The sequence below is a fragment of the Pararhizobium polonicum genome, from assembly GCF_001687365.1.
GTDB classification, from domain to species: domain Bacteria; phylum Pseudomonadota; class Alphaproteobacteria; order Rhizobiales; family Rhizobiaceae; genus Pararhizobium; species Pararhizobium polonicum.
The window spans coordinates 34,699-58,757 of sequence record NZ_LGLV01000017.1; the positions used below are offsets into that span (position 1 = coordinate 34,699).

Sequence of the window (24,059 nt, forward strand, 5' to 3'; positions counted from 1 at the left end):
GGGGCTGGCAGCCGGCAGATTTCGGGTTCGCTCGTGCGCGCATTCATCATGAATGAAAAGTTAATGGTCCGGAAACGAAGGCATTGTGGCAATTCTGTGTGCGATGCGGTATGGACGGCGATGCTGACGATCATCATGGAAACCCGCAACAACGAGGCTGAACTGGCGCAGACGCTTTCCGCGCTGGTGGCCGGTGCTGTGGAAGGTCTGGTGAGCGATGTGATCATTCTGGATCACGCGTCGCGCGATGGCTCCAGCCGTGTTGCCGATGCCGCCGGCGCCCGCTTCTGCACGAGCTGGGACATGAAAGACATCGTCCGCTCGGCGCGTGGAGACTGGCTGCTGCTGCTCGAGCCGGGCGCAAGGCCGGCTGGCCGCTGGATCGATGACATCGCCGAATACATGTCGCTCAGCAAGGTGCCGGCGCGCTTTTCCCCCTCGCGGCTGCATCGCCGGCCGTTCTTTAAACGTGTCGTGACACGCGCCGCGCCGCTGGAGCTCGGCTTCCTTGTGTCGCGGCAGCAGGCGACGGCGATTGCGAAATCGGGCATGCAGCTCAACGATTTCGCAACGGGCAGGGCAGTGCGCCGGCTCGGCAGCGAACTGGTGCCGGCCTGGGTCGCGATCGGCAACCGTCCCGGTGCGGACGATATCCGCTAGCAAAAAGGCAGGCCCTTTCGGACCTGCCTGCACTTCATTGAAAAATCGATGGTCAAAAAGGGCTTTCCGCGCAGCCGCGGCTGCGTCGTCGTATCGCTTGGCGGGCGGATTCCTAGAGAATGAAATCCGCTGCATTCATGCTGGTTACGTTGATCTGGATGTGGAAATCGGACGTGCCGTTTCCTCATCCCGCGTTGCCGATGAGGACAGTTCTACACTGGAGCGGCGTGGCGCGCTGTTCCGGATGGAACAGGCAAGACGAGTGGTGGAAGGCAAGCGGTCGCCTGAAAGAAGCGATTAGCCGCGCTTCAGGTGCTCATCGAGCCGGGGCATGATCTCGACGAAGTTGCAGGGCATGTGCCGGTAGTCGAGCTGCTGTTTCAGGATGCCGTCCCAGGCATCGCGGCAGGCGCCGGGCGAGCCCGGCAGCACGAAGATGAAGGTGGCATTGGCAACACCGCCGGTTGCGCGCGACTGGATCGTCGAGGTGCCGATCTTATCATAGGAGATCCGGTGGAAGACCTCGGAGAAGCCGTCCATACGCTTCTCGAACAGCGGCTCCAGCGCCTCGGGCGTCACGTCGCGGCCGGTAAAGCCCGTGCCGCCGGTGGTGATCACCACGTCGATCGCGCTGTCCAGCGTCCAGGCCTTCACCTGCGCGGCAATTTCAGCCTTGTCGTCGGGAACAATGGCACGGGCTTCCAGCCGGTGTCCGGCGTCGGTGATCCGGGCGGCCAGCGTATCGCCGGAGCGGTCGTCGGCCAGCGTGCGCGTGTCGGAAACGGTGAGGACGGCAATGCCGACGGGAACGAAGGGGCGTGCTGCCTTAGTTTCGGTCATGATCGTCTGCCTTTCCACCGATGCTGCTGCAGGACAGAACGTACCAGCTCGGGTTCCGCGTTGAAAGAATGTCTGCCGCAGCGTCTCTTGCATCGGTATTGGCAAACAGCGCAAAGCAGGAGGCGCCGGAGCCCGACATCCGCACGAAGGAAGCACCGGTTTCCGCCAGCGCGCGCGACACGGCTGCGATTTCGGGCTCCAGTCCTAGGGCAGGCGGTTCCAGATCGTTGCGCAGGCCTTTCAGGGTTTCGATCCAGTCACGCCGGCCCGGCGGCATTACCAGCGGCGGGTTCGTCTTGCTGGTCAGCATCCGGAAAATCACCGGTGTCGAAACCGCCTTGCGCGGGTTGACGATCAGCATCGGAAAGGAGGGAAATTCGCTCAGCGGTTCGATATCCTCGCCGATACCGCGCGCGATCAGCGGCCGGCCTTCAAGGCACATCGGCACATCCGCGCCCAGTTTCAACGCAATCTCTTCCAGGCCACTATGATCGACCGGCACGCCCCACAGCTCCAGCAACCCCAGAAGCGTCGCTGCCGCATCCGCGGAGCCGCCACCAATGCCGGAAGCGACCGGCAGGTTCTTTTCCAGATGGAGATGAACCGGCCCGGCCTGAATGCCACGCTCGGCGAGATAGGCCCGTAACAGGTCGCGCGCCTTGAGAACCAGATTGCCGGCGGCGTCCGCCTCCTGCAGATCGGTGGAAAAGCGGCCGGAAAGGGTAAAACAGTCTTCCGCAGAAACGGAAAAGCCGATGCGGTCTCCCGCATCGGCGAAGGTTACGAGACTTTCGAGCAGATGGTAGCCATCCGCCCGTTGCCCGACGACATGCAGGGCCAGATTGATCTTCGCGGGGGCCACGCGGGTGAGCGCGAAGCCCGCAATCCCTGCATCTATTGTCATCTTATGCCGGGATCAGGATTTCTTTTCCGGCACTGTCGCGTCCGGCGTCACCTTCTTCGGCAGGGCATCGCCCGCTTCCGCGGCAGCCGGAACCTTGGCTTCGAGCGGCGGCAGGCCGCTCTCGATCTTTGCCTTGATCTTCGGGATTTCCGCTTCCTCGGGCTTCAGCGCCAGCGTCTGGTTCCACTGGAACACCGCTTCGAGCTTGCGCCCGACGCGCCAGTAGGCATCGCCCAGATGATCGTTGATGGTCGCATCGCCGGCCATCAGCTCGGCGGCGCGCTCCAGTTCGACGACGGCATCGTCGAACCGGTTCATCCGGAAGTAGGCCCAGCCAAGCGAATCGACGATGTAGCCGTCATCCGGCTTCAGATCGACCGCCTTGCGGATCATCCCAAGGCCTTCCTCGAGATTGATGTTCATGTCGACCCAGGAATAGCCGAGATAGTTCAGCACCTGCGGCTGGTCGGGGTTGAGGTCCAGCGCCTTCTTGAAGTTCGGCTCGGCCTTGTCCCAGATCTTCTGGCGCTCGTAGGCGATGCCGCGCTGGAAGAAGATCGTCCAGTCGCTGCGCTGCGGCACGGGACCGATGGCCTCGACCGCGCGGTCGTAGACCAGTCCCATTTCCTTGTAGTCCTTGGCATCCGAAAGCACGCTGCCATAGGCGATATAGCTGCGCACATCCTTGGGATCGAGATCGATCAGCGCCTTCAGGTGCTGCTTGGCTTCGTCCACCTTGCCGACCGAGGCGAGGCTCAGGCCCAGCTGCATTTCCGACAGCCGCCGCATCGGCGAATTTTCCGGCACGCTCTGATAGAGCGCGATCGCCCGCTCCGGCTTCTTCAGGTTTTCGGCAATGCCGCCCAGCATGACCAGGATATCGGCGCTTTCCGGATCGAGTGCCCGGGCCGTCTGCAGGTAGAGCGACACGATGTCTTCCGCGCCGTCCCGGTTCAGCGCGGCGCCGATCGAGAAGAGCACGGCGGCGGCGCCCTGCGTGGCGCTGCGGACCTGCTGATCCTGCGGCTTGCCCTCTTCGATGCTGGTGCGCAGCGCCTTCAGCGGGGCATAGTTGGTGATGAAGCCTTCGCCGACGGAAACTGCGTCCAGCGCCTTCTGCTTGTTGCCGTCGCGCGCTTCGAGCTTGGCCAGTGCGACGACCGCACGCATGAACGTATCGGGCGCGGCGCTGCCGCCTTCGCGGTCGAGAACGGCATCGTTCAGCTTCGAGCGGGCCGTGGCCTTGTCGCCGGCGGCAAGCGCAATGGCGCCCTCATGATAGGACTTGAAGATCTTGAACCATTCCGGCCCTTGCATCGCGTCGATTGCGGCGATCGCGTCCTTCGGCTTGCCTTCGCCGGCTTTCGCCCAGCCGAGCAGCAGGCCGTTCATCAGCCGGTCGAGATCGTTGGGGCCTTCATAGTTCAGGATTTTCTGCGCATGGCGGTATTCCCGCTTGCGGATGGCCTCGACGGCGCGGGTAATCGTGGTGATGCGCTCGACGGAGCTGTCCGACTTCAATTCTTCGGCGATCTTCGCGCCGCTATTGAAATCGCCATTCATCAGGGAGGTGATCATCAGGCGCTGCTTGACGTCGACATTGTCCGGTTCGAAATCCAGCGCCGTCCGGTAGAGCCTGGTGGCCGTGTCGAGATCATGATCGACATCGGCGGTCCGCGCGGCGAGAAACGCGCCGGAGAAACTGTTGACCGAATTCAGATCGAATGGCTTGCTTTCTTCCACCGCGGGCTTGGCTTCGTCGGCAAAGCTCGGGGCTGCGCCAGAGAAAGACGCCAAGGCCAGGAACGCTGCGCCGCTGAGCAGGCGAAGAAGGTGTTTTTGCCGCATGACAAGCCTTTCGTTACGGGCGGCGCCCCTTGGCGCCGGCGCCGGATTCGCGCGGAATCAGTCCCAAATCATTAACGCATAACCCGGCAAACCGGAATCGGTTTGAGCGCAAGGCAAAACGCAATTCGACATGTTGCCGATGACTTCCGTCATATGGGGGCGGGCAGGTGGTACGGCAACACCGGTAGCATGGATGGATAGAATGGCTTTTTTGGCGCAGTGCGGCAAGAAATTCCTCTTGGGGTTCCAGCGCGGCAACTTCGCCGTTAGCTCACCCGCTCGATGCAGAAATCGATCACCTCAAGCAAGGCGGCCTTCCACGGAGATTCCGGCAGTGGCGCCAGTGCATCGCGGGCAATGGTGCCGTAATGCTGTGCGCGGGCGATGGTGTCGCTCAGGCCGCCGTAGCGGGTGATCAGGCCCAGTGCCTTTTCGAGGTTCTGGTCGTTGCTCTCGCCGCCTTCGATCGCCTCGCGCCAGAAGCTGCGCTCGTCCGCCGTACCGCGGCGATAGGAGAGAATGACCGGCAGGGTGATCTTGCCTTCGCGAAAATCGTCGCCGGTGTTCTTGCCGAGATCGGCGGCCTTGCCGCCGTAATCCAGCACGTCGTCGACCAGCTGGAAGGCGAGGCCGAGATTCATGCCGTAGGATTTCAGCGCATTGCGGCTGGCCTTGTCGGTCTTGGCGACGATCGGGCCGACTTCGGCGGCGGCGGCAAACAGCGCAGCCGTCTTGGCGCGGATGACGGAGAGATAGTCGTCCTCGGTCGTCTCCATGTTCTTGGCGACGGACAGTTGCAGAACCTCGCCTTCGGCGATGACGGACGCGGCCGTCGACAGCACGTCGAGCGCCTCCAGCGAGCCGACATCGACCATCATGCGGAAGGCCTGGCCGAGCAGGAAGTCGCCGACGAGAACGCTTGCCTGGTTGCCCCAGATCATCCGTGCCGTCGATTTGCCGCGGCGCAGGTCGCTTTCATCGACGACATCGTCGTGCAGCAGCGTGGCGGTGTGCATGAACTCGACCGAGGTCGCGAGCTTGATATGGGCATCGCCGGTAAAGCCGAACATCGCCGCCGAAGCGAGCGTCAGCATCGGGCGCAGGCGCTTGCCGCCGGATGAAATCAGATGGTTGGCCACTTCCGGAATCATCTGGACGTCGGAACCGGCTTTGGACAGGATCAGCTGGTTGACGCGCTCCATGTCTGCCTTGGTCAGGTCGACGAGCGGCTTCACCGATGCCTGTTTGTTTTTGCTGTCTTCCAGCGGTATCACTACGCCCAACACAAGGGACTCCTGTTCAAATTCCAGTTCGGACAATAGAAAGGGGGGCTTGTGGCGGCAAGAGGCGAATTGTCCCGCTTGTTCAAATAAGGCAGGAAAACGACCCGAAATGAAGGAATTGATCCGTACCAATGACGCCGTCGTGCTCTCTTTTGCCGAAAGTCTGATGAAGGATGCAGGTATCGGCTGCTTTATCGCCGATCAGGGCATGAGCATTCTCGAAGGGTCGCTTGGCCTGCTGCCCCGCCGGTTTCTCGTCGACGAGGACGATGCCGACGAGGCAAGGCAGGTCCTGATCGACGCCGGGCTCGAGGCGGAATTGCGCGACGCATGACGACAGCCGCCACCGAAACCATCGACAGCTTTCACCGTGGTCAATTCCACGTGATCCAGCCGCTGGGGCAGGGGCATCGTTCCGGAATGGACGCGATGCTGCTTGCCGCGCTGGTTGCCTCGGCCAAGCCTTGCCGTATCGCCGATCTCGGCGCCGGAGCCGGTGCTGCCGGCATGGCCGTCGCGTCGCGGCTGGAAAATGCGGAGGTCCTGCTGGTCGAGCGTTCGCCGCTGATGGCGCAGTTCGCCCGCAGGGGCCTGGCGCTGGCGGAAAATGCCCGTTTCAGTGCCCGCGTCTCGGTGCTCGAGGCCGATGTTTCGCTCACCGGCCGGGCGCGGGTTGCAGCCGGGCTCGCCGACGACAGTTTCGATCACGTCATCATGAACCCGCCCTTCAACGACGCCTCCGACCGCACGACGCCGGATGCGCTGAAGGCCGAGGCGCATGCGATGACGGACGGCCTGTTCGATACCTGGATCCGCACGGCGGGCGCCATCGTCAAGCCGGGCGGGCAATTGTCGCTGATCGCACGGCCGGAATCGATCGCCGAGATCATTTCCGCCTGCGGCCGTCGTTTCGGCGGTATCGAGATCACGCCACTGCATCCGCGCGCCGGCGAAAACGCGGTGCGCATCCTCGTCACGGCGATCAAGCAGAGCCGCGCACGGCTGACGCTGCGGGCGCCGCTGGTCATGCATGAAGAAGAGACGCACAGATTCGCCGCTCTGGTCGACGACCTGAACAACGGCCGTGTTTCCTATGGGCGGCAAACGGCAACCCGGCAGCGGGTTCTTCCGCGATAACAGATGAAAATCCGTAATATTAAGCTATATTGAAATCCTGTTAGACGGGGCGTCTATTCTATTGGAGGAAAAAAGAGTAGAACTATTTTTTATATTGTGACGTTGAATTGGTTGATCTATCTCAAAAATCACTCAGGCACGAAATGCCGCCAACGCACCCCGGAGAGAGCCCCATGAACCCCGCCATGAACATGATGCCGATGATGAACAACATGATGCCGATGAACCCGATGATGGGCGGCATGATGAACCCAATGATGGGTGGAATGATGAACCCGATGATGCCGATGATGGGTGGCATGCCGATGATGAACGGCATGATGCCAATGATGGGCGGCATGCCCATGATGAACGGCATGATGATGCCGATGATGATGGGCATGATGACCTGCACGATGACGGCAGACGGCATGACATGCGAAATGAAGCCGATGGACGGCATGGACAAGGACATGTTCATGGAATGCTGCAAGCGCATGATGTCCATGATGTCGGGCGGCATGCCGATGATGATGATGTGCGGTGGCATGATGATGTGCTGCACGATGGCCGCCTGAGGCGCCCGTCAGCTCAAGCATTATCAGGGCCTCCGGTTTCGGGGGCCCTTTTTCGTTTCTGCCCGATTACGTCTCTGTCGTCATCGCAAGAGTGAGGCGCTACGTCCCCACGTGCTCGGCATAGCTGGTGACGAGGTAAAGGATGGCTTCGGTGCCGGTCATGTTGCGGTAGGTGTGAACGACGTCGGCATCGAACAGCACGGCGTCGCCTTCGCCGAGAATTTGCGGCGGGTGCTTGCCTGCGATGATTTCCACGGTTCCCTGGGAAACGATCAGGTTTTCCACCGTGCCGTGCTGGTGCGCTTCGGCGATTTCCGCGTGATGCGGTGCGATCCTCAGTTCGTAGAATTCCACCTTGCGCTCGCTCTCGAAGGGGAAGAGAGCGCGGGTCTGGAACTTGCCTTCCGAAGAGGACAGGATCTTCGATTTTGCCCGGGTCAGCGAGAAGAAGGTTGTTTCGTCACGTTCGGTGATCAGGGATCCGCAGGGAACGTCGAGCGCCAGAGCGATCTTTGAGAGAATGCTGATCGTCGGGCTGCTCTTGCCGGTTTCGATCTGGCCGAGCATGGCGCGGCTGACACCGGAAATCTTGGCGAGCCGATCGAGCGAATATCCGCGGCGGGTGCGCAGCCGCCGCAGGTTGCGCCCGGTCAGCGCCGCTATTTCGTCGGCGGGATCGATCTTGAGCTCATCCGCCAGCTGCAGCAGCGGGCTAGGCGCCATGACCCATCATCATGACCGGCATGAAACCCCAGAAGGGCACCCATACGAACATCGGCTGCATCGCAACGGCAGGGCGTGCGAGCGTGGCAACGGGGGCGGCATCCGCCTTGGCGCGCGATTGCCGATAGGTTTGCAAGTCGATGACCGTCGCCGTATGGGCTGCCATGAAAGTCTCCTGCTGGAACTGCTGCCTGAAATCTATAATTTTTATCGATTTCGGCACAGGCCACGCCGTTCAATCTTGCGGCTGGAAGCGAAATCTTTTGCCAATCCCGGATCGATTGCCGCAAAGCACTTTCCGGCGACACTGGGGCGCGAAGCAGAAATGATCGCCCCGGCCATTGCGTTTGCCGCGCCAATGCATACATGCCAACTCGCACAATGATTGAATGAATGCAGGGAGTTCAGATGGCCGGATTGTTCAGAAAGCTGTTGCCGAAGCGTTTTCGCAAGGAAGGCGTGACGATCCCGGTCGTCAGGCTGCACGGCGCGATCATGGCGGGCGGCAGCCAGTTTCGCCCGGCGCTGAACCTTGCGACGATTGCGCCGGTGCTTGAAAAAGCCTTCTCGATGAAGGATGCGCCGGCCGTTGCCATCTCGGTCAATTCCCCCGGCGGCTCGCCCGTTCAGTCGCGGCTGATCTACCAGCGCATCCGGGATCTGGCAGAGGAAAAGAAGAAACGCGTCATCATCTTCGTCGAGGATGTCGCAGCCTCCGGCGGTTACATGATCGCGCTGGCCGGCGATGAGATCATTGCCGATCCGACTTCGATCGTCGGTTCGATCGGCGTCGTGTCCGGCGGCTTCGGCTTTCCCGAGCTATTGAAGAAGATCGGCGTCGAACGGCGTGTCTATACGGCCGGCTCCAACAAGGTGATGCTCGATCCCTTCCAGCCGGAAAAGGAAAAGGACATCGAGTTCCTCAAAGGCCTGCAGCTTGAAATCCACGATGTCTTCATCGGCATGGTCAAGGCGCGGCGCGGCCATCTGCTGGCCGATACGCCGGATATCTTCTCCGGCCTGTTCTGGAGCGGGCGGCGCGGCCAGGAGCTCGGGCTGGTCGACAGTCTCGGCGACATGCGCGGCGAGATGAAGAAGCGTTTTGGCGAGAAAACCCGGCTGCAGCTGGTTTCCGCCTCGCGCGGCCTGTTCGGCCGCCGCCAGCCGGGGGCTTCGCTTGCCGGCGGAATGGCCGAGCGTTTTGCCGTCTCCGCCGTTTCCGGCCTTGCCGAGGTGGCGGAAGAAAGAGCATTATGGGGCCGCTTCGGCCTTTGAGCGATAGAAGAAAAACGGGGGACGCATGCCGCAATTGATACTTCTGCTGCTGTTTGCAGCCGTTGCCTGGATGGGCTACCGCAAATTCGTGGCCGACGCCGAAAAGCTTGCCCGCCGCCAGAAGGAAGCACGCCGCCAGCAGGAAACCGGCACGCAGGGAACGCTGGTCAAGGACCCGGTGACGGGGGAGTACCGGCTGAAGAAGCCGGAGTGATGTTATTCTTGGTGATCTTTGAGTTTTCGCATCGAGTATGATATACACTTTCCCATCGTATATCATGGGGTTCTTCGATGCAGGTTTCTAAGTGGGGAAACAGTCTCGCTATCCGCATTCCTTCTTCGGTGGTCGAGACCTTGCAGTTGAAAGAAGGCGATGAGGTGGCCGTCCGGATTGTGGGCGAGCGCGACTTCGAAATCGAACATGACCGGACTCGAGAAAAGGCGCTTGCGCGTATAAAGGCTTTTGCCAAGCGCTTGCCTCCCGATTGGCAATTCGATCGTGACGAGGCGAATGCACGGTGACTGCGCCGCTGCTTGACACAAATATTCTGGTCTATGCCTTCACCGATGACCCGCGCTCAGCTGTGGCGCAAGCGCTCCTGTCGGAGCCCTTCATTTTGAGTGTTCAGGCATTGAACGAGTTTTCCAACGTTGCTCGACGCAAACTTGGCATGAGCTGGATGGAAATCCAGCTTGCGGTCAGTGATTTAAGCGCACTTGCAGCGGCAATCGTGCCGATCGATAAGGAATGCAATTCGCTCGCGCTCGATCTTGCGGCACGCTACAATTTCTCGGTTTTTGACGCGTTGATGATTGCTTCAGCCCTGCAAGCGGGTTCCGCGCAGTGTTTTTCAGAAGATATGCAAAACGGGCTTATGGTTGATGATCGCCTCGTTATTCTCAATCCGTTCCTGGATTTGGAGAGGTGAGCCATCACCATCCCTCTGTTTAGTCGGCTTGCTACGCCCCTTGACCCCTTCCGCCCATCATGGCACCAGACAGCCAGCCAAATTCAATCTGGACTGACGCCATGACCACCGCCGCTCTCCCGGACCATATGAACCCGAAGCGCTCCTTTCAGGCGCTGATCCTGACGCTGCATGCCTATTGGGCCGACAAGGGCTGTGCGGTTCTGCAGCCCTACGATATGGAGGTCGGTGCCGGTACCTTCCATCCGGCAACGACGCTGCGTGCGCTCGGGCCCAAGCCGTGGCGGGCAGCCTATGTCCAGCCGTCGCGCCGTCCGACCGACGGGCGTTACGGCGAAAACCCCAACCGGTTGCAGCATTATTATCAGTATCAGGTCATCCTGAAGCCCAATCCGTCGAATTTGCAGGAACTCTATCTCGGCTCGCTCGTGGCCATCGGCCTCGATCCGCTACTGCACGATATCCGTTTTGTCGAGGATGACTGGGCAAGCCCGACGCTCGGCGCCTGGGGACTGGGCTGGGAATGCTGGTGCGACGGCATGGAAGTGTCGCAGTTCACCTATTTCCAGCAGGTCTGCGGCATCGAATGTTCGCCGGTTTCCGGCGAATTGACCTACGGCCTCGAGCGTCTCGCCATGTATGTGCAGGGCGTCGACAATGTCTACGACCTGAACTTCAACGGCCGCGAAGGCGACGAGAAGATCAGCTATGGCGATGTCTTCCTGCAGGCCGAACAGGAATATTCGCGCCACAATTTCGAATATGCCAACACGGCGATGCTGCATCAGCATTTCATCGATGCGGAGAAGGAATGCCTGGCGCTGCTGGCGGCCGGAGCTCCGGATACCAGCGCCAATGCGGCGCTCCACAAATGCGTCTTCCCGGCCTACGACCAGTGCATCAAGGCGAGCCACGTCTTCAATCTGCTCGATGCCCGCGGCGTGATCTCGGTGACGGAGCGCCAGAGCTACATTCTGCGCGTGCGCACGCTGGCAATGGCCTGCGGCGAAGCGTTTCTGCTGACGGATGCGGGCGGCGTCAATCTCGCCAGGGACGCTGCCTGACTGTAGTCTTCCCCGCCGGGCCTATCCGCGCCGCATCGCAGCCGCAACCGGGAGTAAAGAGTCCGGTTGTCACGGGATGCAATCCACGGGCGGGGAGTGGGAACGCGCTCCAATTCTTTCGATTTGAGAACCTATTCAATTTGTTGAACTTCCCGGTGCCGTTCAGCAACCGTTTAGAGAATGTGTCTAAGGTGTGTTCACGTGATGAACTCAGGACGCACCATGGAAGACGAGGACATTCTCCCCCCGGCGGTTTTAGCCTCGATGCTGATGCGGATGTTCGAGTTTGCGCCGATCGCCATGGCGATCACCACGAGCGACACGAAAACGTCGAGCTACGCCAAGGTCAACGACGCCTACCTGAAGCTGACCGGCCTGAAATGGGAAAACATCCGCGGCAAGAAGCTGACCTCCGAGGGGGCCGCCATCGACAATCCCGCCCGCGACCGCCGTCATCGCCTGCTGGCGGAAGAGGGGGCCTATGAGCTGGAGGAAGTCGATATCGCCTATGCCGACGGCACGATCATCCCGACGTTGATCTCGGCGCAGAGAACCGTCGTCGATGGCGTGTCTTTCGATGTCGAAGTGATCGTCGACGTCTCGGCACGCGTCAGGCAGCAGCGCGAGATCGAAAATGCCCTGAAGACCTCGGCACGGACCGACGCCCTGTCGGGCCTTCCAAACCGGGCCTGCTTCGATGAGGTGGTTGCCGATTCCGTCGCGCGCAGCATGCTGAACGACCGCAAGCTGGCGCTGGCCTTCATCGATCTCAACGGTTTCAAGGCGGTGAACGACACGCTGGGACATGCCGCCGGCGACGAGGTTCTCAGAACCATCGCCAGCCGCCTGCGCGAGAGTTTTCGCGCCACGGATTTCATCGCACGGATCGGCGGTGACGAATTCGTCGTCCTGCTCGATATCGATCTGAAGCTTGCCGGCGATCTGCAGCAGAACCTTCAGGATGCCATGGAGCGGGTTTTCAAGCCCATCGCCCTCGACGGAAGGCTCACCTATACCGGTGCGGCTGTCGGCGTCACCTTTCTGCGCCCGGACGATACCCCGGCCACTTTCGTGCGCAGAGCCGACGAATATATGTACATCGCAAAAACCACCGAGCAGCGCGTCGCGGTCGTCTGCTTCGGCCAGATCATGGAAACAGGCGCGTTGCCGTCGCGCCGGACGCGGCGGAACGAAACGGCGTAGACGATCCGAACCCGGCGCCTCTCCGTTTGCTTCCGCCGTGATCTTTCTCCCTCATGGATTCAGACCAGATCGCTGGCGTCGATCCCAATCTGCCAGACCGGCTTCAGGGTCGGATAGGCGCCGGTCGGCAGCTGGCCGGCATAGGTCTGGAGGGCGCGGCGCACGCCGGCCGGCTTTTCAACGTTGCCGACACTCGCATAGGCAAAGAACAAGGCCGTAAAGGCGATGACGTTGATGAGAGGGGCGAGCGTTTTCATGGGTCCGGTGCTTTGCGGGTTCGGCGTTGATCTGATGGACCGACTATCGATCAAACGCCGCCGCCGCGCGGTTCCCGGTGGAACAGGCCGGTGGGGTTGAAACGGGAAAAGCCGCAAGACGGCGCGCGCGGCCGAAATTTGTCTTTCAACCGCGACTGGTGCACCTTACAGCGCCGCGCGTCATGCAGGACGCGCCAAGGTTCGCTGTAACGCTTTATATTTGCTGTATAATTTTATCCTGAAACCGATTCCGGTTTAAGGAATTATGCAGTAATCTGTAAAAAACATATGTTCCGGGAAGGAAACCCTGATGATTGGTTTTGCCATTGCCGCAGCCGTGATCCTGTACCTGATTTTCATCTATAACGGCCTGGTCAAGGCGCGGCAGGTGAAGGAGGAAGCATGGTCCGGCATCGATGTGCAGCTGAAGCGCCGCGCCGACCTGATCCCCAACCTGATCGAGACCGTCAAGGGCTATGCCGCTCATGAAAAGGGCACGCTGGAAGAGGTCGTCGCCCTTCGAAACAAGGCGCAGGCCCTGCCGGCCGGCGATGTCGCGGGACGGGCCGCAACCGAGGGCATGCTGAGCCAGGCGCTTGGCAAGCTGTTCGCATTGGCGGAGGCCTATCCGGACCTCAAGGCCAACCAGAATTTCTCCGAGTTGCAGCAGTCTCTGGAGGGCATCGAAAGCGAAGTGCAGATGGCCCGCCGCTACTACAATGGCGCTGCCCGCGACCTCAACGTCAAGGTCGAGAGCTTTCCATCCAATTTCATCGCCGGCCCCTTCGGCTTTACCAAGGCCGCCTTCTTCGAGATCACCAACGAAGCCGACCGCGCGGTGCCGGTGGTGAAGTTTTGATGAGATCGGCCGCGCCTTTAGGTATTCGAGCGGCACTTCCGGTGAGATGCGAGACGGACGCTTTCGTGTTGTTAAACAGGCCGGGATTCTATTGATGCATCCCCACGACAGTTTGCAACGCGCGTTCGATGCCTGCTACAGGGCGTTTTCCGTGTATCCACGCCCTTTGGTATTTCACGCCTCGCCGCTTCGCAATCCCGCAGAAATCCTGACCGCGGTGACGTCGGCACCGCTCCGTGAACTATCGAGTGAGAAGCTTGGGCCTTATTCCAGCTACGCCATGACAACGGTCGGCGGTGTCGCGGATTACAAGCATTTCCTGCCCCGCATTCTTGAATTGGCACCCCAACTGACAGGACAGCCAGGGCTGGACGCGGACGCAATCGCATTTCGGCTGAACTACGGCAAATGGCGAGAATGGCCCGAGATCGAGCAGCGGGCGGTTGAAGCGGTTTATCGCGAAGCGTTTTCGCTGACGAGACAACAGCATATCGGAGAGGCAGAAGCCGAACCGTGGCTTTTCGCCATGGCTCAACTTGGTATTCCACTGTCAGATATTCTTGAAAATTGGCTCGCGGATCGCCACGAAAACTCCGGGCTACGAATTGCAGAATTTATAAACGGCTCGATCAAAGCCCTTCACTCTTCCAGAGAGCGACAATCTGTCTGGAAAGACGTCGATGAAGGGACAGTTCAGGTTGTCAGGACATGGATGTTGAGCCCTCGGGTTTCAGAACGGCTGGTGTCCATTCTTGATTCCGTCGCGACAACGGATCAATGGATTGTCGAAGCGGCATTTGACGAAATTTCAGCGATACAAACAACGAGCTGACATGGCGTCCGGCTCCTGGAGAATTGCGCAAAGCAGTTATTCGTCGTAGACGGCTATCCATCATCGATAGAGTGCGCGCAGCCGTGAACAGGCCGCGCTGAAGGCATCAAGAGACATGAGCATGAGCAACGCAGACCAGAAGCTGACCATCCTGCCGCCGGGCCATCCGCTGGAAGGCCGCGTCAGTCCGCCCGGTTCGAAGTCGATCACCAACCGGGCGCTGCTGCTTGCCGGCCTTGCCAAGGGCACGAGCCGCCTGACGGGCGCGCTGAAGAGCGACGACACGCGCTACATGGCAGATGCGCTGCGTGCCATGGGCGTGACGATTTCCGAACCGGACGAGACGACCTTCATCGTCACCGGCACGGGCAAGCTTTCAGCCCCTGAAAAGCCGCTCTTCCTCGGCAATGCCGGCACGGCGACACGCTTCCTCACGGCCGCCGCCGCCCTCGTCGATGGCACTGTGGTTGTCGATGGCGACCAGCATATGCGCAAGCGGCCGATCGCGCCGCTGGTCACCGCCCTGCGCGCGCTCGGCGTCACGATCGAAGCCAAAACCGGATGCCCGCCGGTGACGGTGAACGGCACGGGTGACTTTACCGGGGACCACGTCACCATCGATGCCGGTCTCTCCAGCCAGTATGTCTCCGCCCTGCTGATGGCAGCGGCCGGCGGTTCGCGTCCGGTCAATATCGAGCTGGCCGGCGAAGAGATCGGCGCCCGCGGTTATATCGACCTCACCGTTGCCGCCATGCGTGCCTTCGGTGCGAAAGTCACGCAGGCAAGCCCGTCGGTCTGGCAGGTGGCGCCCACCGGTTACCATGCCACCGACTACGTGATCGAGCCGGACGCTTCGGCGGCGACCTATCTCTGGGCGGCGGAAGTGCTGACCGCTGGCCGGATCGACCTCGGCGTCGCTGCCGAGGCGTTTTCGCAGCCGGATGCAAAATCCTATGAGGTCATCGCCAGCTTCCCGCACATGCCCGCCGTCATCGACGGTTCGCAGATGCAGGATGCCGTGCCGACGCTTGCCGTGCTGGCCGCCTTCAACGAAACGCCGGTGCGCTTCGTCGGGATCGAGAACCTGCGCGTCAAGGAATGCGATCGCATTCGCGCCCTCTCCACCGGCCTGTCGAACATCCGCCCGGGTCTTGCCATCGAGGAGGGCGACGATCTGCTCGTTGCGTCCGATCCGAAGCTGGCCGGCCAGACGCTGCCTGCCGATATCGATACGTTTGCCGATCACCGCATCGCCATGAGCTTTGCGCTGGCGGGACTGAAGATCAACGGCATCACCATTCTCGATCCCGGCTGCGTGGCAAAAACCTATCCGCGCTACTGGGACGAGCTTGCCTCGCTGGGCGTCGGGCTTGAGGGTGACCGGCCGTAACGGAACGGCATAAGGCACAGGGAACCGGGAAGGTATCATCGCATGAAACGTTTCTTCGCGGCCCTGGGCTTGATCTGCCTGTTCCTGACAATGGCCGGCGGTGCGCGGGCGGACGAAGTCTTCACTTCCTACCATTCCGCCATCGAGGTCGCCAAAAGCGGCGTGCTGACGGTGACCGAAACGATCACGGCCAATGTCGAGGGCAACCAGATCAGGCGCGGGATCTACCGCGACTTTCCGCTGACCTTCACCGATAGTCTCGGCCGTGCTGCCAAGGTCGATTTCAAGCTCATTTCGGTCGAGCGGGACGGCAATGACGAGCCGTACCGCACCGAAGGCATTGCCGGTGGTATCCGTATCTATACCGGCGACCAGGACGTGTTTCTGTCCCGCGGCGAGCACGTCTTCCAGTTCACCTACGAGACAGCCCGCCAGATCCGCTTCTTTCCCGATCACGATGAACTCTATTGGAACGTTACCGGCACGCAATGGGCCTTCCCGATCGAGGAAGCGTCGGCGACGGTCACCCTGCCGGAAGGCGTGAAGGCACAGGCGCTGGATGTCTTCACCGGCGGCCAGGGCGCCACCGACAAGAACGCCCGCGCCGTCGAGGATGGCGACAGTCTGGTCTTCACCACGACGCGCCGCCTCCAGCCGAACGAGGGGCTGACCATCGCCGTCAGTATGCCGAAGGGCAGCATCGATCCGCCCTCCGCGTCGCAGGAGCGGCTCTGGTGGTTTTACGACCATTTGCCGCCGATCCTGGCCATCGCGGGCTTCGTGATCGCAGCGCTCTATTATTCCCGCATGTGGCTGAAGGTCGGCCGCGATCCGGCCCGTGGCGTCATCGTGCCGCGCTGGGACGCGCCCGACGGCATCTCGCCGGCGCTGGTCAATTACATCGACAACAAGGGCTTTTCCGGACAGGGCTGGACGGCGCTGTCGGCCGCTGCCCTCAATCTCGCCGTCGACGGTTATGTGGTGCTGGCAGACCTGAAGCATTCGCTGATCATCACCCGCACGCCGAAGACAAAGCCGGCGTCGCTGCCGACAGGCGAAGCCTCGCTTCTGGCCGCCGTCCAGCGCAACGGCGGCAAGCTGGCGATCGACAAGGACAACGGCCCGGCGGTGCAGAAGGCCGGAGCCGATTTCCGCAGCGCCATGGAGCGGGAACACCGCAACAAATATTACCACGCCAACACCGCCTACGTGGTCGGCGGCATCGCGCTTTCGCTCGTTTTCCTGTTGGCGATTTTCGTTTTCGGTCTTCTCAACGAAACGACGGTCCTGATCGTGCTCCTGCCGGTGTTCGCCTCGGTCATCATCACGATTTTCGCCGTCGTCCTTGGCCGGCTGTTCATGCGCAAGGGCAGCCTGTTCGCCCGGATCGGCGCCATCATCGTCGTCGCCTTCTTCGGTTTCTTCATTGCCGCGGCGGCGTTCAGCATCCTGACGCTTGTCGTCACGACCGCCCTGTCGACGCATCAGGTGCCGCTTCTGATCGGCGTCGGCGGCATCGTGCTCGTCAACATGCTGTTCTTCCATCTGATGGGGGCGCCGACCCCGCTGGGTTCGAAGATGATGGATGGCATCGACGGCCTGCGCCAATATCTGACGCTGGCCGAAAAAGAGCGGATGAACATGGCCGGCGCCCCGGAAATGTCGCCGCAGCATTTCGAAAAGCTGCTGCCCTACGCGGTTGCGCTCGGTGTCGAAAAGCCCTGGTCGCAGACCTTCGATCGCTGGCTGCTTCTGGCCGCTGCCGGTGCCGCCGCCTATCAGCCCGCCTGGTACCACGGCAATTCCTTCGCCGCCGGCTCCTTCGGTGACCGCATGGGCGGCTTTGCCGGTTCGATGGCCAGCACCATGTCCTCGTCGCTCCCGCCGCCGCCCAGCAGTTCATCCTCCGGCTTCTCGTCCGGCGGCGGCTTCTCCGGTGGTGGGGGAGGTGGCGGCGGTGGAGGCGGGTGGTAGTATTTTACCTCCCCCTTGAGGGGGGAGGTCGCGCGAATGCGCGGGTGGGGGTGATCCATTGGGTGACGCGGAAGATCACCCCACCCCGTCGCTACGCTCCGACCCTCCCCCTCAAGGGGAGGGTGTTGCCATCCGGCATGCTTCTCTCCAATTTAAGCGTGAGGAGAAGGATATGGCAAAGCAACCGTCAAAACTCGACCGCTTCAAAATCGCCAATAGCCGTCGCCTGCGCAAGGGTACCACGGATGCTGAATCCAAACTCTGGCGGCATTTGGAGCGTATTCCGATTGACGGCACCCATTTCCGCCGCCAGGTTCCCATCGGCCCATACTTTGCTGATTTTGTCTGCCATCAGATCGGCTTGGTCATCGAACTCGACGGCAGCCAGCACGCATCTCCCATGGGGCTCCAGCATGACGAGAAAAGAACAGCCTTCTTGCAAAGCCAAGGCTATCATGTCCTCCGTTTCTGGAATTCTGATGTCTTCGAAGAGCTCGATGCCGTCCTCGACACGATTTTTGCCATTGTGCAGCAACGTCAAATTTTGCTAGCAGAAGCCAGCCATTTTCACCCCACTCCGGCACCGCGTGCCGCCCCTCTCCATCGCGGGGAGGGTGAGGAAGAAATCTGATGCCCGATCTTCTGCTTGAACTCCGCTCCGAGGAAATCCCGGCCCGTATGCAGCGCAAGGCTGCCGGTGACCTGAAGAAGCTTCTGACCGATGCGCTGGTCGAAGCGGGGCTGACCTATGAGGGCGCACGGGAATACTGGACGCCGCGCCGGCTGACGCTCGATATCCGCGGCCTCAACACCCGCTCTGCCGATGTGCGCGAAGACCGCAAGGGCCCGCGCACCGACGCCAACGAAAAGGCGATCGAAGGCTTTTTGCGCGGTGCCGGTCTGACCTCGATCGATCAGGCGCATGTCCACAGCGATCCGAAGAAGGGCGATTTCTACGTCGCCCATATCGTCAAGCCCGGCCGCCCGGCCGAAGAGATCATCGCCGAGGTAATGCCCGGCATCATCCGCAATTTCCCCTGGGGCAATCCGATGCGCTGGGGTGCTGCCTCGGCCAAGCCGGGTTCGCTGCGCTGGGTGCGGCCGCTGCAGTCGATCGTCTGCCTGTTCGGCCCGGAGCATGAGGAAACGCAGGTCATCCCGTTCGCGGTCGATGGCATCGTGGCGTCGAACATGACCTACGGCCACCGTTTCCATGCGCCGCAAGCCATCACCGTGCGCCGCTTTGCCGATTACATCGAGAAGCTGGAAAAGGCCAAGGTCGTGCTCGATGCCGAGCGCCGCAAGGAGATCATCGCCGCCGACGCCGCCAATATCGCCTTTGCCAATGGCCTTGAGCTGGTCGAGGACGAAGCGCTGCTGGAGGAGGTCTCCGGGCTCGTCGAATGGCCGCAGGTGCTGATGGGCTCCTTCGAGGAGGATTATCTGGCGATCCCGTCGGAAATCATCCGGCTGACCATCAAGACCAACCAGAAGTGTTTCGTCACCCGCCGGCCGGGCGAGGAAACCCTGTCGAACAAGTTCATCCTCGTCGCCAATATCGAGGCCAAGGACGGCGGCAAGGAAATCGTCCATGGCAACGGCAAGGTCGTTCGCGCGCGTCTCTCCGACGCCAAGCATTTCTGGACCCGTGACCAGGGCAACCTGCCGGACCTCGAAACGCTCGAGGCCTCGGCGAAAAAGTTCGACCTCGACCTGAAGAAGCCGCTCGACCAGCGCATGGCCAAGCTCGACGCGCTGAACGTGACGTTCCATGCCAAGCTCGGCACCCAGGGCGAGCGCGTCCAGCGCATCCGCGCCTTGGCGGCAGAACTCGCCAAGGCAACCGGTGCGGACCCGGTCCTGGTCGACCGTGCCGTCGTGCTGGCCAAGGCCGACCTGCGCACCGAAGCCGTCGGCGAGTTCCCCGAGCTGCAGGGCCTCATGGGCCGCAAATACGCGCTGCTGCAGGGGGAAGATGCCTCCGTCGCCGCCGCGATCGAGGATCACTGGAAGCCGCAGGGCCCATCCGATCGCCTGCCTGCCGACGCCGTTGGCCTGACGGTCGCGCTGGCCGACAAGCTGGATACGCTGGTGGGCTTCTGGGCGATCGACGAGAAGCCGACCGGTTCGAAGGATCCGTATGCGCTGCGGCGTGCGGCACTGGGTGTTGTGCGGGTGTTGCTGGAGCGGAAGGTAAGGCTCCGGTTGTCCACGGTTGTGAAGGATAACGACCTCCTCTCCTTCTTCCACGACCGCCTCAAAGTCTACCTCCGCGATCTCGGCGCCCGTCATGACCTGATCGATGCTGTTCTGGCTTCTGGCTCCCACCTCCCCCTTGAGGGGGGAGGTCGCAGCGAAGCTGCGGGTGGGGGTGACGGTCAGGGGCGCACAAAGGATCACCCCACCCCGTCGCTGCGCGCCGACCCTCCCCCTCAAGGGGAGGGTATAGCCAATGACGACCTGCTGATGGTCGCCCGCCGCGTCGAGGCGCTGACCGCGTTCATCACCTCGGAAGAGGGCCTCAACCTGCTCGCCGGCACCAAGCGCGCCACGCAGCTCTTGGCGGCTGAAGAAAAGAAGGGCACCGCGGTCGCAGCCAGCGTCGATCCGGCACTGCTGAAGCTCGACGCCGAAAAGGCGCTCTATGCCGCCGTCACGCAAGCCTCCACCGAGGCGCGCGCCGCCATCGCCGGCGAAGATTTCCGCTCCGCCATGGAAGCGCTGTCGAATCTGCGCGGTCCGGTCGACCAGTTCTTCGCCGATGTGCTGGTCAACGACGAAGACCCCGCCATCCGCGCCAATCGCCTCGCTTTGCTCGGCCTGATCCGGTCGGCTACGGGTACGGTCGCGGATTTCTCGAAGATTTCGGGATAACGTGACGCTTGCCAATGGTGACGCATATGTTACCATTGGCGGATGAAGATCCTTGGGTATCTGGATCCGGCGGGCAAAAGTCCTTTTGCGGATTGGTTCACATCGATCGAAGCGAGAGCCGCGTCGAAAGTGACGATCGCCTTGGCGCGTGTTTCCGCAGGCAATCTGTCCAATGTCAAAGGCGGTGGACATGGCCTACTGGAATATCGCATCGAATATGGACCAGGCTACCGCATCTATTTCGGCCGTGATGGCGAAGAACTCGTCATCCTTCTGGCGGGCGGTACGAAAAAGCGACAGCAAAACGATATAGAAACCGCCCACGAACGCTGGCGCGACTATAAGCGCCGGAAAGGAAGCTGACATGCCATTGACGCGCGAATTCAAGACGACAGTTCAGGCGCGCGCCAGGAATGACGCGGATTTTCGTGCGGCGCTGCTGTCGGATGCGGTCGAACTGCTGCTGTCGGGCGACGTGGAAACCGGCAAATCCGTATTGCGGGATTTCATCAACGCAACGGTGGGATTCGAGCGGCTCGCGGAAAAGGTGGGCATGCCCGCCAAAAGCCTGATGCGCATGTTCGGGCCGAAGGGAAATCCCCGGGCGGAAAACCTGTTTCACATCATCAGTCAGCTTCAGCAGGAAACCGGCGTTCATCTTGCCGTTGCAGCGGCATAACATGATCTCCGATTGAGGTGACGATGGCGTGATGTCCGCGCCAGCCAAATGGAAATCCCCTCATCCTGCCTTCGTTTCCACCGCCAGAGTGTTTTGCGAGACGGCCGAATATAGCACCGCCGCCAGACGATGCTGGAAAACGAACCGGTATCGCGTTATCCCCCAAGCCCATGACCACCAAGATTCTCATCAGCGCCTGCCTCATGGGCCATGCCGTCCGCTATGACGGGCAGGCCAAGCCGCTGGTGCATCCGGCGCTCGATCGCTGGCGGCAGGAGGGGCGGCTGGTGACGATCTGTCCGGAGATGTCGGCCGGCATGCCGGTGCCGCGTCTGCCGGCGGAGATCGCGGCAGGAAGTACCGGGGCCGACGTCCTGTCGGGTGCGGCCCGCGTGCTGGAGCGCGATGGCGGCGATGTCACGGCTGTATTTCTACAGGCAGCGGAAAATGCCCTGGCGCTGGCGATCGGGACCGGCTGCTCCTACGCGCTGTTGATCGATGGCAGCCCGTCCTGCGGCTCCGGCTTCATCTATGACGGTAGCTTTTCGGGGCGTCGTCAGCCGGGCGAAGGCGTTACGGCAGCGCTGCTCAACGCCAATGGCATCCAGGTCTTTTCAGACCGGGAGATCGAAACGCTGGCGGCGCGGGTTGAAGCCGAAGCGGAGTGAGCCGCAAAAAATAACGCCCCTGCTTCTCTCAGGGGCGTTATTTCTCGCCCTGGAGGGGCGAATGCCCGATCAGCCTTTCACGCGGCTGGCGAGGGCAGGGACAGGGAATTTCAAGACTATTTTAACCGAAGTTGGAAATTTTCCAGATCAACTTCTTGTGAATGGCTGTTTTGCGGCGTTACCGCGCCTATTTCCGCCATCGATGCGGTGGTGACCGCGCCGGTTTTTGCGGTGGTATCGATGACGGCAATCGCCGCCGCCGGGGCGTCTGCGGGCACGCTATCCACCACTGAGGTCATGCCCGGCAGCTGTTGCGGCTCCGGTTCAACCTGTGCGGCCTTGACGGGTTCTTCCGGCGCCTTGCTGATGAAGACGACCGGCGAACCGCCGAGCCAGGCTTCGGTGCGCACCAGCTTCATCTCGCCGTTGATTTCCTTCCTCTCCACCCGCTCGGTGCCGGGGGCGACTTCGGGAACGATGTAGTTGCTGGTCTTCTTGACCACCAGCGGCGGGCAATGGGTGCAGGAAAACTGCGATACGCTGTTGGCGTTCGATCCCGGTATCACGTTTTCGAGCGACGACGCGCCGGCGGTGCCGGCGGCGGCCAGACTGGCGAGTGTGAGCAAAAGGGTGCGCATCGGCATTCTCCTCTGAAATCGTCAGATGAAAATATCCGTTCTCCGTTACGTTCCCGTCAGGAGAATTGGTAAAAATTGAATGAGTTTTTCGGCTTTCCGACGCGACAGCGATCTTTGTGCCGTGGGCGGGCCGGTCAGGCCTTCTCGCGCTCGACCGCCTGCCAGCCGATGTCGCGGCGGCTAAAGCCGTTGTCCCAGACCACCCGGTCAAGCGCCGCATAGGCCGTGTCCTTGGCGGCGCTGACGGTCCGGCCCATGGCAGTGACGTTGAGCACGCGGCCGCCGGTTGCCACCAGTTGCCCGTCCTTCAGTGCTGTCCCGGCATGGAACACCTTGGTTGCGGCATCCTCGTGCGGCAGCTTTGCGATGGGCGTGTTCTTCTCGTAGGCGCCCGGATAGCCCTTCGAGGCCATCACCACGGTCAGCGCGACGTCGTCGCGCCACTCGGCACTGACGGAGGCAAGCGTGCCGGTAGCGGCAGCGTAGAGCAGCGGCAACAGGTCGCTCTTCAGCCGCATCATCAGCACCTGGCATTCCGGATCGCCGAAGCGGACATTGTATTCGATCAGTTCCGGTCCCTTGGCCGTAATCATCAGCCCGGCAAAGAGCACGCCGGTGAACGGGTGGCCGCTATCGGCCATGCCTGATATCGTCGGTTCGATGATCTCGCGCATGGTTCGCTCGGTCATGTCGGCCGTCATCACCGGAGCCGGCGAATAGGCACCCATGCCGCCGGTGTTCGGGCCGGTATCGCCGTCGCCGACGCGCTTGTGATCCTGCGCCGAGGCGAGTGCCAGCGCGGTCTTGCCGTCGCACAGGCAGAAGAAGCTGGCTTCCTCGCCGTCGAGATAGGCTTCGACCACGACTTCGGCTCCGGCCGCGCCGAATGCGCCGGAAAAGCAGCTGTCGACGGCCTCGAGCGCCTCGTCGAGCGTCATCGCAACGGTCACGCCCTTGCCGGCGGCCAGGCCATCGGCCTTGATGACGATCGGTGCACCCTGTTCGCGAATATAGGCCTTGGCCGGTTCTGCGGTCGTGAAGCGCTGGTAGGCGCCGGTCGGTATATTGTATTTGGCGCAGATGTCCTTGGTGAAGCCCTTGGAGCCTTCAAGCTGGGCCGCGGCCGCCGAAGGTCCGAACACGGCGATGCCGCCGTCGCGCAGCGTGTCGGCAAGGCCAGCCACCAGCGGCGCTTCCGGGCCGACGACGACGAAATCGATCGCTTCGTGGATGCAGAAGGCAAGCACCGCGCCGTTGTCCTCGGTGTTGAGATCGACGATCGTTGCTTCCTCGGCGATGCCGGGGTTTCCGGGGGCGGCGTAAAGCGCCGTCAGGCGCGGCGATTGCGCCAGTTTCCATGCCAGCGCATGCTCGCGCCCGCCCGAACCGATCAACAGAACTCTCATCGCCTACTCCCGCAGCCCGCCGTGATGTGGTGCCGTTAAGGCGAGGGCTATCGAAGGTC

At 61.6% G+C, this 24,059-nt stretch carries 28 protein-coding genes; 19 read left to right on the forward strand and 9 right to left on the reverse strand.

Annotated elements, in window-relative coordinates:
• Positions 1-120: 120 nt before the first annotated feature.
• Positions 121-660 carry a glycosyltransferase family protein gene (locus ADU59_RS24135; RefSeq protein ID WP_068957653.1) on the forward strand — a complete coding sequence of 180 codons (540 nt, stop codon included), beginning with the start codon at positions 121-123 and terminating at the stop codon, positions 658-660.
• A 297-nt stretch (positions 661-957) separates the two neighbouring features.
• Here ADU59_RS24135 and moaB read toward each other — a convergent pair whose 3' ends face one another.
• The 4 genes from moaB to ADU59_RS24155 all read right to left on the reverse strand — a co-directional run bounded on the left by moaB (position 958) and on the right by ADU59_RS24155 (position 5,535).
• Positions 958-1,500 carry a molybdenum cofactor biosynthesis protein B gene (gene moaB / locus ADU59_RS24140; RefSeq protein ID WP_068957395.1) on the reverse strand — a complete coding sequence of 181 codons (543 nt, stop codon included), beginning with the start codon at positions 1,498-1,500 and terminating at the stop codon, positions 958-960.
• The gene (locus ADU59_RS24145; protein WP_068957397.1) at positions 1,487-2,404 is read right to left on the reverse strand and encodes a 4-(cytidine 5'-diphospho)-2-C-methyl-D-erythritol kinase; all 918 of its coding nucleotides are present in this window, start codon (positions 2,402-2,404) and stop codon (positions 1,487-1,489) included. The genes moaB and ADU59_RS24145 overlap by 14 nt, the downstream gene beginning before the upstream one ends.
• A 12-nt stretch (positions 2,405-2,416) precedes the next feature.
• A complete protein-coding gene (locus ADU59_RS24150) occupies positions 2,417-4,252 on the reverse strand; it encodes a tetratricopeptide repeat protein (protein WP_068957399.1) in 1,836 nt (611 codons plus the stop codon).
• A gap of 266 nt (positions 4,253-4,518) precedes the next feature.
• On the reverse strand, positions 4,519-5,535 hold the full coding sequence (locus ADU59_RS24155) for a polyprenyl synthetase family protein (protein ID WP_068957655.1): 1,017 nt from the start codon (positions 5,533-5,535) through the stop codon (positions 4,519-4,521).
• Positions 5,536-5,644: 109 nt separating this feature from the next.
• Between ADU59_RS24155 and ADU59_RS24160 the strand changes: the two genes are divergently transcribed.
• From ADU59_RS24160 to ADU59_RS30740, 3 genes are all read left to right on the forward strand, one after another.
• Positions 5,645-5,869: a putative signal transducing protein gene (locus ADU59_RS24160; RefSeq protein WP_068957401.1), complete on the forward strand. Its 225-nt coding sequence runs from the start codon at positions 5,645-5,647 to the stop codon at positions 5,867-5,869.
• Positions 5,866-6,672, forward strand: a complete 807-nt coding sequence (locus tag ADU59_RS24165) for a tRNA1(Val) (adenine(37)-N6)-methyltransferase (protein WP_068957403.1) — start codon at positions 5,866-5,868, stop codon at positions 6,670-6,672. The genes ADU59_RS24160 and ADU59_RS24165 overlap by 4 nt, the downstream gene beginning before the upstream one ends.
• Positions 6,673-6,845: 173 nt before the next feature.
• Entirely contained in the window at positions 6,846-7,229 is a 384-nt protein-coding gene (locus tag ADU59_RS30740) for a hypothetical protein (protein WP_158515761.1), read from the forward strand.
• Positions 7,230-7,328: 99 nt separating this feature from the next.
• Here ADU59_RS30740 and ADU59_RS24175 read toward each other — a convergent pair whose 3' ends face one another.
• Positions 7,329-7,952: a helix-turn-helix domain-containing protein gene (locus ADU59_RS24175; RefSeq protein WP_068957405.1), complete on the reverse strand. Its 624-nt coding sequence runs from the start codon at positions 7,950-7,952 to the stop codon at positions 7,329-7,331.
• Positions 7,942-8,118: a hypothetical protein gene (locus ADU59_RS30940; RefSeq protein WP_162843359.1), complete on the reverse strand. Its 177-nt coding sequence runs from the start codon at positions 8,116-8,118 to the stop codon at positions 7,942-7,944. The genes ADU59_RS24175 and ADU59_RS30940 overlap by 11 nt, the downstream gene beginning before the upstream one ends.
• 242 nt (positions 8,119-8,360) lie before the next feature.
• On the opposite strand from ADU59_RS30940, the gene ADU59_RS24185 reads away from it, so the two are divergent.
• The 6 genes from ADU59_RS24185 to ADU59_RS24210 all read left to right on the forward strand — a co-directional run bounded on the left by ADU59_RS24185 (position 8,361) and on the right by ADU59_RS24210 (position 12,423).
• Positions 8,361-9,227: a S49 family peptidase gene (locus ADU59_RS24185; protein ID WP_068957409.1), complete on the forward strand. Its 867-nt coding sequence runs from the start codon at positions 8,361-8,363 to the stop codon at positions 9,225-9,227.
• Between the two features lie 25 nt (positions 9,228-9,252).
• The gene (locus tag ADU59_RS24190) at positions 9,253-9,441 is read left to right on the forward strand and encodes a hypothetical protein (RefSeq protein WP_068957411.1); all 189 of its coding nucleotides are present in this window, start codon (positions 9,253-9,255) and stop codon (positions 9,439-9,441) included.
• A 77-nt stretch (positions 9,442-9,518) separates the two neighbouring features.
• A complete protein-coding gene (locus ADU59_RS24195; protein WP_068957413.1) occupies positions 9,519-9,749 on the forward strand; it encodes an AbrB/MazE/SpoVT family DNA-binding domain-containing protein in 231 nt (76 codons plus the stop codon).
• Positions 9,746-10,156 carry a PIN domain-containing protein gene (locus ADU59_RS24200; RefSeq protein ID WP_068957415.1) on the forward strand — a complete coding sequence of 137 codons (411 nt, stop codon included), beginning with the start codon at positions 9,746-9,748 and terminating at the stop codon, positions 10,154-10,156. Before ADU59_RS24195 ends, ADU59_RS24200 begins: the two co-directional genes overlap by 4 nt.
• 101 nt (positions 10,157-10,257) lie before the next feature.
• Positions 10,258-11,220 (forward strand): glycine--tRNA ligase subunit alpha, encoded by a 963-nt coding sequence (locus ADU59_RS24205; RefSeq protein WP_068957417.1) that lies wholly within the window; start codon positions 10,258-10,260, stop codon positions 11,218-11,220.
• A 204-nt stretch (positions 11,221-11,424) separates the two neighbouring features.
• Positions 11,425-12,423 carry a GGDEF domain-containing protein gene (locus ADU59_RS24210; RefSeq protein ID WP_244506497.1) on the forward strand — a complete coding sequence of 333 codons (999 nt, stop codon included), beginning with the start codon at positions 11,425-11,427 and terminating at the stop codon, positions 12,421-12,423.
• 59 nt (positions 12,424-12,482) lie between these two features.
• Here the strand turns inward: ADU59_RS24210 and ADU59_RS24215 are convergent, their stop codons facing one another.
• Entirely contained in the window at positions 12,483-12,680 is a 198-nt protein-coding gene (locus ADU59_RS24215) for a hypothetical protein (protein WP_068957419.1), read from the reverse strand.
• 310 nt (positions 12,681-12,990) lie between these two features.
• Between ADU59_RS24215 and ADU59_RS24220 the strand changes: the two genes are divergently transcribed.
• From ADU59_RS24220 to ADU59_RS24260, 9 genes are all read left to right on the forward strand, one after another.
• The gene (locus tag ADU59_RS24220) at positions 12,991-13,539 is read left to right on the forward strand and encodes a LemA family protein (protein WP_068957420.1); all 549 of its coding nucleotides are present in this window, start codon (positions 12,991-12,993) and stop codon (positions 13,537-13,539) included.
• Positions 13,540-13,633: 94 nt separating this feature from the next.
• Positions 13,634-14,371, forward strand: coding sequence for a hypothetical protein (locus ADU59_RS24225; RefSeq protein WP_139093215.1), 738 nt, complete (start codon positions 13,634-13,636; stop codon positions 14,369-14,371).
• 115 nt (positions 14,372-14,486) lie between these two features.
• Entirely contained in the window at positions 14,487-15,761 is a 1,275-nt protein-coding gene (locus ADU59_RS24230; RefSeq protein WP_083198407.1) for a 3-phosphoshikimate 1-carboxyvinyltransferase, read from the forward strand.
• Positions 15,762-15,803: 42 nt separating this feature from the next.
• On the forward strand, positions 15,804-17,735 hold the full coding sequence (locus tag ADU59_RS24235; RefSeq protein ID WP_068957424.1) for a DUF2207 domain-containing protein: 1,932 nt from the start codon (positions 15,804-15,806) through the stop codon (positions 17,733-17,735).
• A 172-nt stretch (positions 17,736-17,907) separates the two neighbouring features.
• Positions 17,908-18,366, forward strand: a complete 459-nt coding sequence (locus ADU59_RS29780; protein WP_083198408.1) for an endonuclease domain-containing protein — start codon at positions 17,908-17,910, stop codon at positions 18,364-18,366.
• Positions 18,366-20,609: a glycine--tRNA ligase subunit beta gene (glyS, locus tag ADU59_RS24245; RefSeq protein ID WP_068957428.1), complete on the forward strand. Its 2,244-nt coding sequence runs from the start codon at positions 18,366-18,368 to the stop codon at positions 20,607-20,609. Before ADU59_RS29780 ends, glyS begins: the two co-directional genes overlap by 1 nt.
• A gap of 129 nt (positions 20,610-20,738) precedes the next feature.
• Positions 20,739-20,972 carry a type II toxin-antitoxin system RelE/ParE family toxin gene (locus tag ADU59_RS24250; protein WP_244506498.1) on the forward strand — a complete coding sequence of 78 codons (234 nt, stop codon included), beginning with the start codon at positions 20,739-20,741 and terminating at the stop codon, positions 20,970-20,972.
• A 1-nt stretch (position 20,973) separates the two neighbouring features.
• Entirely contained in the window at positions 20,974-21,288 is a 315-nt protein-coding gene (locus ADU59_RS24255; protein ID WP_068957432.1) for a helix-turn-helix domain-containing transcriptional regulator, read from the forward strand.
• A gap of 170 nt (positions 21,289-21,458) precedes the next feature.
• The gene (locus ADU59_RS24260) at positions 21,459-21,956 is read left to right on the forward strand and encodes a 2-thiouracil desulfurase family protein (protein ID WP_068957434.1); all 498 of its coding nucleotides are present in this window, start codon (positions 21,459-21,461) and stop codon (positions 21,954-21,956) included.
• Between the two features lie 116 nt (positions 21,957-22,072).
• Here the strand turns inward: ADU59_RS24260 and ADU59_RS24265 are convergent, their stop codons facing one another.
• Both ADU59_RS24265 and purD read right to left on the reverse strand, forming a co-directional pair.
• Complete coding sequence (locus ADU59_RS24265) at positions 22,073-22,594, reverse strand: plant virulence effector HPE1-like domain-containing protein (protein WP_068957663.1); 522 nt, start codon at positions 22,592-22,594, stop codon at positions 22,073-22,075.
• Between the two features lie 134 nt (positions 22,595-22,728).
• Positions 22,729-24,000, reverse strand: a complete 1,272-nt coding sequence (gene purD / locus ADU59_RS24270) for a phosphoribosylamine--glycine ligase (RefSeq protein WP_068957436.1) — start codon at positions 23,998-24,000, stop codon at positions 22,729-22,731.
• Between the last annotated feature and the right edge of the window lie 59 nt (positions 24,001-24,059).